This is a genomic window from Mesorhizobium calcicola (assembly GCF_042682105.1).
Taxonomy (GTDB): domain Bacteria; phylum Pseudomonadota; class Alphaproteobacteria; order Rhizobiales; family Rhizobiaceae; genus Mesorhizobium; species Mesorhizobium calcicola.
Window position 1 is genome coordinate 1 of sequence record NZ_JBHUGY010000065.1, and the last position, 11,297, is coordinate 11,297.

Sequence of the window (11,297 nt, forward strand, 5' to 3'; positions counted from 1 at the left end):
CTTTATTGACTTGGATTGGATGTCTGGAACCGGTCGGCCGTTATCCGGTTCACGGGGACAGTGTATGGTGGGTGAGTTGACTGGGCGGTACGTCGCCTCCCTAAACAGTAACGGGAGGGCGGGGCGCGGATGGTGGGGCTGTTCAGAAAGCGCGGGTCACGGGGGGACATTCACGTTCGCTAGAGGGCAATGCAAGAAGCTGCCTGACTGCGAGACTGACAAGTCGAGGGCAGAGGACGCGAAAGTTTGCGGGTCCATAGTGATCCGGTGGTCTCCGTCGTGGCAAGGGCAAACACGCTAAACGAATAAATAGGGTACGCCGGGGATACAGGTGATGACCACCAAGAGGTCCATAGTCGACGGGGTGTTTGGGCGCCTCGCGATGTCTGTAGGGGGGGTTTTGTTCAGTCATCGCCAATCCTGGGGGGGGGCTGTGAAGCAAGGGGCTCCAAGGTATGGCTGTTCGCCATTTAAAGCGCGGTGATTGGGCAGTGATGTTGGGTTTCAGAAAACGTCGTGACGACAGTTCGCGTCCCTATCTGCGGTGGGGGTGTGTTTGTAGGAATATGAAAAAGGGATCGTGCCGAGTAGTTACGAGGGAGGACGGGTGGATTGGTGGACGGGATGTCTCTGGTGGACCGTTGTTGGTGGGGGAACGGCCAGCGCGCATGAATGGTGCAGTGGGGTAGCTATAGCCGGACGGGATAACCGTTCTGAGGGCAGTCTAAGCGGGGAAACACCCCCTGTAAAAACGAGTGATTCCTGAGAACGCGTGGGAGATAAGGTGGACGACCTACGGTGATGAGGCCGGGGGGTGGTAAGAAGGCACAGTGTGCCAAACGACTTTTGAAGGCGGTGACGCGGTGTTATCGTAATATTTCGATGGCGGCTTGATCGGTTCTCCTTCCTTATGCCCATTTGACGAAGGTCAAATTGGGTTGATGTTCTCACTAACACCGCTGGTGTCCGCCCTGCGGCGTGTGGCGTGTACGGTGTGGTGCGGCGCACAAGCGACGACGGGTCGGGTCGGAGACCTTTTTGCGAAGGCTTCGCACGCGTCGAAGATGGCGTCATGGATCCAGGAAAAGAACTGTTAAAATGGCACACATGAAGACCAGCGAACATGGGCTGCCGAGAAAGCATGAGTAGGGAAACCCCTCATTGGTACTTCGCCACGCTAGCTATTTCAACGGCTGTGTCGAAGGGAGAAGGCTTCGTCACACGCAGTGAGCACAAGCGTGGCGCAGGGGTTTGCCGACGCTTAGTGGTTATGGCGCGGGAGGCGGGCTGCACCGAGATCCCATGTCCGCGATAAGCTGCGCGGCGCGTGAAACGCCACAGGCGGCTGATTGGGAGACTTCGTCTCAAGCGCGGGAGAGTAGGTCGCTGCGCAGGTTTGTTCTGCCACTGCATAAACGCACGTGATAATTCTGACTCTTTATGTAACAGGGTCGCGCCCACGGGGAATCTCGGGGGCGACGCAAAGCGGACGCGTGCTGTTCATGTTGGCAGAGCCATATACCACTATCGTGTAGGGTCCAGGCGGCTTTACGGGGCCACACACCAACGGTTTGGACGCGGGTGGGATGCAGTTTTGCCATTGGGTAGGGCTCGGTCAGGCTAATACCTGAGGAGGGTCACAGGGTTCAAATCCGGTCCGCGCATGCAACCTAAATATAAAAAACTAGGCCGGCCATAGGCTACGGGCTGTTTTTGGTAGTCCGGGGCACCGGGTGCGTTGGTTTGGTCCTTGCGATTTGAATCCGCCTCAAGGGACGCGCACGCAAGGGAGCGATAGCCGACAGGGGCAGCCGGACAGATAAAGGGGACGGTAGATGGACGAAAGTATGTAAAGCCTCTACTCCGCGGAGACCAAAGAATGTCTGGTAGGAATAAGAAGCCCGTCAGGTACCAAGGGCTAGGCAGGGCGTGTATGGTTTTTGGGGATGTGCACCGCCTGGTGGGCATCGCGGAGTCTTGCCCCTCAACGCACGGCGACAAAAAGAATATAGAGAGTCGCGGCAGTGACCAGTAGAGTATAGCTCAGGTGCCCAAGCCGCGGGCGGTTTTTACGCTTTGGGGTCAGCGAGACGGAGGTTGGGCCGGGATAAGCACACAACGAGCGCGGGAGGCAAAAGAGATGACGGACGCTCGTGGGGGGGGGGCATCGACACGGTGCAGCGGTCCCACCCCCCGAGTTGCTCCGCAGTCGCGGCTCTGGCGAGTCGCATGTCGATGAGGCGACATTTGCGGGGGTCCCAGTCGCGGCCGGAAGTAGGGGCGCGGGCGATTTTTCTCTCAGGGGACGAATTGCTTCTTGGGGCAACGTTGTGCTGTGTTGAGCGTGGTAAGAGTTTATCAGCCTAAGGATTTCGGCAATGTAATGTGACATACTGATTGCTGACAATTGGGCTGACGTGGGCGGGGGGTTGGGTGATCCTGGATCCCATATTTTTTTTCCAGGGGAGGCTGCCATGTCCTGCTTATACAGTACGGATCTGTGGATGAGTCCACTGTACGAGAGCTGTGGTCATGCAGGTAGTAGCAGCTGGCAGTATGATCAGGCGCGGTAGGGCAAAGCAGATGCCAGCGATGGTTCGAGTGGATTTCTGGAGGGCGTGAGCCCGTAGTCGGGCGCGCCTGGCCGAGGCTTCAGCGGGATTCGCCTGCGAAGGGGGCAGTCGCGCCTCGACAGCGGGTCTTTTCCGCCGATTCTGGATTTTTGTGTGCGCGCGCTTTTCATTCGCGCGAGACGCGAGGCGAAAGGCCAAGTTAGGGGATGGAGTATTCGGATCGTCTTCCACCCAGGTAGCGAAGCCGAGCTGGAGCAGCTTCTAGACGGACATGCGAACGTGTGGCGTCACGAGACCGACGGATCGCGGCCCTGGGAAGTGTTCGCGTTGTGGGATATCCGCGACATTGTCTCGGCCTTGGTCGCCCGTGGTCCTCAGGCGGGGGGGACCGAGGCGGGTTGATCATTGCTGCGGGGCTGCGGGAATGTCACAGGTTGACCGTGCGGCGGCCGTCGACATTTGCACGTTCGCGGTTTGCGGAGGGTTAGGGCGGAGTGCTGAGTTTTGGGGGGCGATCTTTGACGCAACGGGCCGCGAGCGAAACGCTTTTCAGGGGAGATATGCTTGACGAACGGCTCTGAGAGCCGTCGTCTAGGCGGGCGGCACGGGGTGCGCCTGCACGTTTCGCGCAAGCGGCGAGCATAGCGATTTGTTTCGGGCGGAGTGGCACATGTCCGGGGGCCGCGAAATGAGGGGATGGGTTCGTTTGTGCATTATAGGATCGAGATTCGTGTCAATCCAGAAACGCGGCGCTCGGCCGAATCGGGGCGAGAGCGCAATCACGAATTTCGGGGGCCGTCGCCGAGGATGTCTCCAAGAGAGAATCCCCGTAAAGAAAAGGGGGTGATCTGGGCTGGTTGACGAGGGTTGCGTTGTTGGTGGCGCGGAGCTTGATATTTACGGGCTGCTCTACCACCGAGGGGCGGCGCGCGACCGCTGGCGGGGACGAAGAAGGTTTTGGTGCTTCTAAGCTGGCCCTTTGGGAAATCAAGAGAAAGCCGCGTATGAGCGACAGCAGGGTCTGGACGGGCGACCCGGAGCCATAATGCGTAGCAGGGCAACGACATCACTTGGGGCGCATGCGGTGTCGTTCTTTGAAAATTGGATGTAGTTATTGGAAGAGGAAATGGAGGAAAGTGGGACGGGCCAGAGTCCTGCTGAAAAGTTCGTTAGTCCCGGCCATTGGGTTGATGATGTTGTCGGGAGAGGAGAGGACTGGTGTGGGGCGGGGACACGGGTGTGTTGGGGGAGGGGATATAAGTCTGTGAGCGCCGAGGCAGAGGAGAGTGGGTGTGGCTAGGTGTGAAGTGGTTCTGGTGCAATTCGAAGCGTTGTACCGATTAAAGGCCGAATCAAAGTTTCAAAATGTGAGAGGTTTGATGCGGGGGTTTCATGACGAACGCTGGGGTGCAGGTTAACACATGCAAGTCGAGTGCGGCCTCGCAAGAGGTATGGCGGCAGGGCGTGTGAGTAAACGCGTGGGAATGGGCTAGTCGGCATCGTCTACGTGGAACAAGGTTCGGGGAATCTGGGATGGCTAATACCGTGAGTACGTCTTTCGTGTTGGGAGAAAGATTTGTATCGGAGATTGTGGTGAGCCCGGCGTTTGGATTAGCTAGTTGGTGGGGTGAATGTGCGCTACCAAGGCGACGATCCAGTAGCGTGGTGCTGAGAGGATTGATCAGGCCGACATTGGGACGGTGAGGACGACGGCCGGCAAAGTTGCATACGGGAGGGGGTGGGGGGGGGGTGTGGCAGCTAGTGGGGAGATAGGTTGGATCAATTGGGGCGAAAGCATGATGGCCTAGTGCCATGCCGCGTGATGTGGGGATGAAGGGCCCTTTATGGGGTTGTAAAGCGTCTTTTCAGGGGTGAAGGTAAGATTGTTGACTGGTAACCGTAGAAGAAGCCCGCTAATTCGTGTCAGCAGGCGGCGCGGGTAATGACGGGTAAGGGGGGTGAGGGTTGTGTCGGAGGGGAGTTGACTGGGGCGGGTAGGAGGAGGGGCGGGGCACGGTAGGCGGGGGGGAGGTGTTAATTTGTTAGGGTGTGAGGGAAGGGTCCCGGGCTCAACCCGGAGAGTGCTCTTGTAAGGTACGTTGGCAATTCGAGGTGCCGATGATGATGGTGAGTGGATATTCGAGGTAGAGGGTGGTAAATTCGGTAGATTTCGGAGGGAACGCAGGTGGGCGGAAGGCGTGGGTCTGGACTGGCGGGTCGTGGTTGTGTACTGGACGTTGAGGTGCGGGGAAAGCGGTGGGGAGGAAGAGTGGGATTTGAGATACTGCTTGGTAGTGTTCCAGCGCGGGTAGAACTATTATGGGGATTTAGCCGGTGCGGCGTAAGTTACTTGTGCGGTGGTGGCGAGCTGGAAACGCATTAAAGCTCTCCGCCTGGGGAGTCGGTCGCAAGATTAAAACTCAAAAGGAAATGACGGGGGCCGCACAAGCGGTGGAGCATGTGGTTTAATTCGAAGCAACGCGCAGAACCTTACAGGCCCTTGACATCCCGTCAGCGGTTTCCAGAGATGGATACCTTCAGTTCGGATGGACCGGTGACAGGTGCTGCATGGCTGTCGTCAGCTCGTGTCGTGAGATGTTGGGTTAAGTCCCGCAACGAGCGCAACCATCGCCCTTAGTTGCCAGCATTCAGTTGGGGCACTCTAAGGGGACTGCCGGGATAAGCCGAGAGAAGGTGGGGATGAGTCAAAGTCCTCATGGCCCTTACGGCGGGTACACACGTGCTACAATGTGGTGACAGTGGCAGCGAGACCGCGAGGTCGAGCTAATCTCCAAAAAGCCATTCTCAGTTCGGATTGCACTCTGCAACTCGAGTGCATGAAGTTGGAATCGCTAGTAATCGCGGATCAGCATGCCGCGGTGAATACGTTCCCGGGGCCTTGTACACACCGCCGTCACACCATGGGAGTTGGTTTTACCCGAAGGGCGCTGTGCTAACCGCAAGGAGGCAGGCGACCACGGTAGGGTCAGCGACTGGGGTGAAGTCGTAACAAGGTAGCCGTAGGGGAAACCTGCGGCTGGATCACCTCCTTTCGCTAAGGAAGGAACCTTAATGGAAACGCTCGTTCCTCATCTTCGGATGAAATGGCGAGCCCTCTGCCTTTCGGTTCTCTGTGGACAAGACGGCAGAGAGTCACTCTGACCGTCGCGCATACACTTAAGCGGGTCTGCCGCCTTCGTTTCTCTTTCTTGCGACGCGAATGACTTTGACTTGCGCTCGCGCGCCGTACCGGCCTTCGGCCTGGCGCTCCGCTGAGGGCGCGGCACGAGCCGGCGACGGCCGGTTGGCCTTGCGAGACGTGCGCTCGTTGGCGAAAGCCGGTTGCTGGCGCAGTCTTAGGGCTTGTAGCTCAGTTGGTTAGAGCGCGCGCTTGATAAGCGTGAGGTCGGATGGTTCACAGTCCTCCCAGGCCCACCAATCTCCTCGATATCTATCGGGAAAATAATCAGGGGCCGTAGCTCAGCTGGGAGAGCGCCTGCTTTGCAAGCAGGATGTCGTCGGTTCGATCCCGTCCGCTCCACACATCTTTCTTCTCCGGGAGAAAGGGTGTCGAGTAGAGGTGGAGAGAAAAAGTCATTCGAAAAAAGATTTGCGGGAAGCTTTCTGGCTTTCCCGCCTGTTCTGTTTGACACTCGTAAAGAGAAGATTTGTTCGAACTTCATGAGCCGAAAGGTTTGTGATTTGTCGCGGGAGGCGCTCAATCTCCGCATATGATGGGCCTGCCTAACCGCACCCTCGAACCGATCTCGAGAAGCTGGTCTTTTTGTGCCAATGACATCGAATTGGATCCTGCACAGGATCTGGTTCAGGCGACAATTCCTTCGGAATTGCGCGGACGCTAACCCCGCAAGGGTTTGGCTGAAGCGACAATCCTTCGGATTGCGCGGGTGGGCATTGGCAATGAGAACGATCAAGTGTCTTAAGGGCAATTGGTGGATGCCTTGGCATGCACAGGCGATGAAGGACGTGATACGCTGCGATAAGCTACGGGGAGGTGCGAATACCCTTTGATCCGTAGATTTCCGAATGGGGAAACCCACCTAAGGTACTTGGAAAATCAGAGCAGCAGGCCTGCGCGATCTCTTTGGGATCGCGTTGGAGCGACAATCTCTTCGAGATTGCGCTGCTGCTGCTGTGGTTTCCAAGTATCGATAATAGGTAACTTACCCTGAATACATAGGGGTAAAGTGGCGAACGCGGGGAACTGAAACATCTAGTACCCGTAGGAAAGGACATCAACCGAGACTCCGGAAGTAGCGGCGAGCGAACCCGGACCAGGCCAGTGGCGATGATGAGACAAGCGGAACCTTCTGGAAAGTAGGGCCATAGTGGGTGACAGCCCCGTACGCGTAATGCAAATCATCGTCCTCGAGTAAGGCGGGACACGTGAAATCCTGTCTGAAATTGGGGGGACCACCCTCCAAGCCTAAGTACTCGTGCATGACCGATAGCGAACTAGTACCGTGAGGGAAAGGTGAAAAGCACCCCGACAAGGGGAGTGAAAGAGTACCTGAAACCGATTGCCTACAAACAGTGGAAGCCCAAGGTTCGTCCTGGGTGACCACGTACCTTTTGTATAATGGGTCAGCGACTTAGTGTGACGAGCAAGCTTAAACCGCTAGGTGTAGGCGCAGCGAAAGCGAGTCTGAACAGGCGTTCAGTTCGTCGCATTAGACCCGAAACCGAGTGATCTAGCCATGAGCAGGTTGAAGGTAAGGTAACACTTACTGGAGGACCGAACCCATAACTGTTGCAATAGTTCGGGATGACTTGTGGCTAGGGGTGAAAGGCCAATCAAACTCGGAAATAGCTGGTTCTCCGCGAAATCTATTTAGGTAGAGCGTCGACCGAATACCCCAGGGGGTAGAGCACTGGATGGGGCTAGGGGTCCTCACCGGATTACCAAACCTAACCAAACTCCGAATACCTGGGAGTACTAGTCGGCAGACACACGGCGGGTGCTAACGTCCGTCGTGAAAAGGGAAACAACCCTGACCTACAGCTAAGGTCCCCAAGTTATGGCTAAGTGGGAAAGGATGTGAGGATCCCAAAACAACCAGGATGTTGGCTTAGAAGCAGCCATCATTTAAAGAAAGCGTAACAGCTCACTGGTCTAAATAAGGGTCTTTGCGCCGAAAATGTAACGGGGCTAAAGCCATACACCGAAGCTTAGGGTTCGTAGCAATACGAGCGGTAGCGGAGCGTTCTGTAAGCTGATGAAGCCATACCCGTGAGGGGTGGTGGAGGTATCAGAAGTGCGAATGCTGACATGAGTAACGTAAGGGGAGTGAGAGACTCCCCCGCCGAAAGACCAAGGGTTCCTGCTTAAAGCTAATCTGAGCAGGGTTAGCCGGCCCCTAAGACGAGGCGGAAACGCGTAGTCGATGGGAACCACGTTAATATTCGTGGGCTTGGAGGTAGTGACGGATCATTGAGGTAGTCCAATCTTATCGGATTGAACGGGCTGCTGCGTGGTTCCAGGAAATAGCTCCTCCTTATAAACCGTACCCGAAACCGACACTGGTGGTCTGGTAGAGTATACCAAGGCGCTTGAGAGAACTATGCTGAAGGAACTCGGCAAATTGCACGCGTAACTTCGGAAGAAGCGTGACCCTTTTCTGCGCAAGCAGAGGAGGGTGGCACAGACCAGGGGGTAGCGACTGTTTATCAAAAACACAGGGCTCTGCGAAGTCGCAAGACGACGTATAGGGTCTGACGCCTGCCCGGTGCTGGAAGGTTAAGAGGAGGGGTGCAAGCTCTGAATCGAAGCCCCAGTAAACGGCGGCCGTAACTATAACGGTCCTAAGGTAGCGAAATTCCTTGTCGGGTAAGTTCCGACCTGCACGAATGGCGTAACGACTTCCCCGCTGTCTCCAGCATAGACTCAGTGAAATTGAATTCCCCGTGAAGATGCGGGGTTCCTGCGGTTAGACGGAAAGACCCCGTGCACCTTTACTATAGCTTTACATTGGCATTCGTAGTGGCATGTGTAGGATAGGTGGTAGGCTTTGAAACCTGGGCGCCAGCTCAGGTGGAGCCACCCTTGAAATACCACCCTTATTACTATGGATGTCTAACCGCGGCCCGTTATCCGGGTCCGGGACAATGTATGGTGGGTAGTTTGACTGGGGCGGTCGCCTCCTAAAGAGTAACGGAGGCGCGCGATGGTGGGCTCAGAACGGTCGGAAATCGTTCGCTGAGTGCAATGGCATAAGCCTGCCTGACTGCGAGACTGACAAGTCGAGCAGAGACGAAAGTCGGTCATAGTGATCCGGTGGTCCCGCGTGGAAGGGCCATCGCTCAACGAATAAAAGGTACGCCGGGGATAACAGGCTGATGACCCCCAAGAGTCCATATCGACGGGGTTGTTTGGCACCTCGATGTCGACTCATCGCATCCTGGGGCTGGAGCAGGTCCCAAGGGTATGGCTGTTCGCCATTTAAAGCGGTACGTGAGTTGGGTTCAGAACGTCGTGAGACAGTTCGGTCCCTATCTGCCGTGGGTGTAGGAATATTGAAAGGATCTGTCCCTAGTACGAGAGGACCGGGATGGACGGATCTCTGGTGGACCTGTTGTGGCGCCAGCCGCATAGCAGGGTAGCTATATCCGGACGGGATAACCGCTGAAGGCATCTAAGCGGGAAACCCACCTTAAAACGAGTATTCCCTGAGAACCGTGGAAGACGACCACGTTGATAGGCCGGGTGTGGAAGAGCGGCAACGCTTGAAGCTTACCGGTACTAATAGTTCGATCGGCTTGATCGTTCTCATTCCTTATGCCCATTTGACGAAGTCAAATGGTCTGTTCTCACTCACGCTTGTTCCGCCCTGCGGGCGGCGCTACGTGGGTGCGGCGCATCAGCGCCGACGGTCGGTCGACCTTGCGAAGCTTCGCTTCGAAAGGCGCCAGGACCAAAAAGAACTGTAAAGGCACACATAAGACCAGCGAACAGCTCCGAGAAAGCAGGATAGGTAAACCCCTATTGGCTACTCGCGCTCGCTATTCGCTCAAAAAGCTTCTCGAACAACGTGCGTTTTGCCGACCTGGTGGTTATGGCGGAGCGGCTGCACCCGATCCCATTCCGAACTCGGCCGTGAAACGCTCCAGCGCTGATGGTACTTCGTCTCAAGACGCGGGAGAGTAGGTCGCTGCCAGGTCTGCTAAACGCACGTTGAAATCTTCTCTTTATGAACAGGCCCGCCAACGGGATCTCGGGCCGCGCAAGCGGCCCTTTCATTTGGCAAGCCATATACCTATCTGTAGGCCACGGCTTACGTCCAACGTTGACGCGGGGTGGAGCAGCCCGGTAGCTCGTCAGGCTCATAACCTGAAGGTCACAGGTTCAAATCCTGTCCCCGCAACCAAATATAAAAACAGCCCGGCCCAGCCCGGGCTGTTTTTGTATCCGGCTCACCGTGGCCTTGGATTTGAACCCCTCAAGGGACCCGCAAGGAGCCATAGCCGACACAGCCGGACAAATAAGACTAAGACAAAGCCTCTCCCCGCAAACCAAATCTTCAAAACGCCCGTCAGGCACCAAGCCGGCGGGCGTTATGGTTTTGGGATGCCCTGGCCATCAGTCTGCCCCTCAACGCGCGACAAAAACAAAGTCCCGCAACCAAATAGCTCAGGCCCAAGCCGGCGGGCTTTTCGCTTTGTGGTCGACGAGGCCGGGAAAGCGAGCCGGACAAAGAATGACGACCGCGGGCATCGACGTGCGCGTCGATCTCCATCGCGCCGGCGTCATCATGGCTGAGGCGACATTTCGGGTCACGCCGAATCAGGCGACGGGCGATTCTCTCAGGGGAGCGAATGGCGGCAACGGTGGAGCGTGGTCGAATCAGCCAAGATTGCCAATAATTGACATCTATTGCTACAATTGGCGCGCGATCCCATATTTTTTCCAGGAGGCTGCCATGCCCAACTACGCTTTGAATGACCACTACGAGAGCTTCATCAGGAAGCAGCTCGAATCAGGCCGCTACAACAATGCCAGCGAGGTTGTCCGCGCGGGCCTGCGCATGCTCGAGGATTTCGAGGCGGAGCGGGAGAAATGGCTGCGCGAGGACGTATCGGCGCGCCTGGCCGAGCTTCAGCGGGATCCTGCGAAGGGCATCCCTGCCGACACGGTCTTTTCCCGACTGGAGGCGCGCCATCGCGCGACGCAGGCGAAAGCCAAGTAGGGGATGGAGTATCGGATCGTCTTCCACCCCAGAGCCGAAGCCGAGCTGGAGCAGCTCTATGACGACATAGCCGAACGTGCGTCGCCCGCGATCGCCTGGAATTTCGTTGTGGATATCCGCGACCATTGTCTCGGCCTGTCGACCTTTCCTCAGCGGGGCACCGAGCGGGTTGAGATCATGCCTGGGCTGCGAATTGTCGGTTACCGGCGCGCCGTCAGCATTGCGTTCGCCGTCGAGGGTGAGCGAGTGCTGATTTTGGGCATCTTTTACGCCGGCCGCGACATCAACGCCGGAATTGCTTGAAGAACGGCTCTGAATGCCGCTCAGGCGGGCGCGGCGGCCTGCGTTTCGCCAAGCGCGACATGCGATTTTCGGGCCGATGGCACATGCTCGGCGCCGAAATGATGGCGTGCATTATAGGAATGATCTGCACCAGAACGCCGCTCGCAATCGGAGCAAGCCAACTCACGAATTCGGGCCTCGCCGAGATCTCCACGAGAAATCGAAAAAAGGGTGATCT

General features: G+C 56.8%; 2 protein-coding genes, 3 tRNA genes, 2 rRNA genes, 1 pseudogene and 1 other annotated feature. All 8 genes and pseudogenes read left to right on the plus strand.

The genetic code is table 11. The features are described 5' to 3' along the window. The first annotated feature begins 4,967 nt into the window (after nt 1–4,967). Nucleotides 4,968–5,613: a sequence feature (16S ribosomal RNA rRNA prediction is too short), on the plus strand. 319 nt (nt 5,614–5,932) lie between these two features. Then, a tRNA-Ile gene (locus ACFSQT_RS34000) sits at nt 5,933–6,011 on the plus strand. A 31-nt stretch (nt 6,012–6,042) separates the two neighbouring features. After that, nucleotides 6,043–6,114 (plus strand) — tRNA-Ala (locus tag ACFSQT_RS34005). A gap of 388 nt (nt 6,115–6,502) precedes the next feature. Continuing rightward, a 23S ribosomal RNA gene (locus tag ACFSQT_RS34010) occupies nt 6,503–9,358 on the plus strand. Nucleotides 9,359–9,636: 278 nt separating this feature from the next. Further along, nucleotides 9,637–9,751, plus strand: a 5S ribosomal RNA gene (rrf, locus tag ACFSQT_RS34015). A 130-nt stretch (nt 9,752–9,881) separates the two neighbouring features. Next, nucleotides 9,882–9,958: transfer RNA gene (locus tag ACFSQT_RS34020), tRNA-Met, on the plus strand. A gap of 552 nt (nt 9,959–10,510) precedes the next feature. After that, a complete protein-coding gene (locus ACFSQT_RS34025; protein WP_379026297.1) occupies nt 10,511–10,777 on the plus strand; it encodes a type II toxin-antitoxin system ParD family antitoxin in 267 nt (88 codons plus the stop codon). A 3-nt stretch (nt 10,778–10,780) separates the two neighbouring features. Further along, nucleotides 10,781–11,093, plus strand: a pseudogene (locus tag ACFSQT_RS34030) (type II toxin-antitoxin system RelE/ParE family toxin). After that, nucleotides 11,077–11,297, plus strand: a 221-nt coding sequence (locus ACFSQT_RS34035) for a hypothetical protein (RefSeq protein WP_379026299.1), incomplete at its 3' end; no start/stop codon positions are given. The pseudogene ACFSQT_RS34030 and the gene ACFSQT_RS34035, both read left to right, overlap by 17 nt.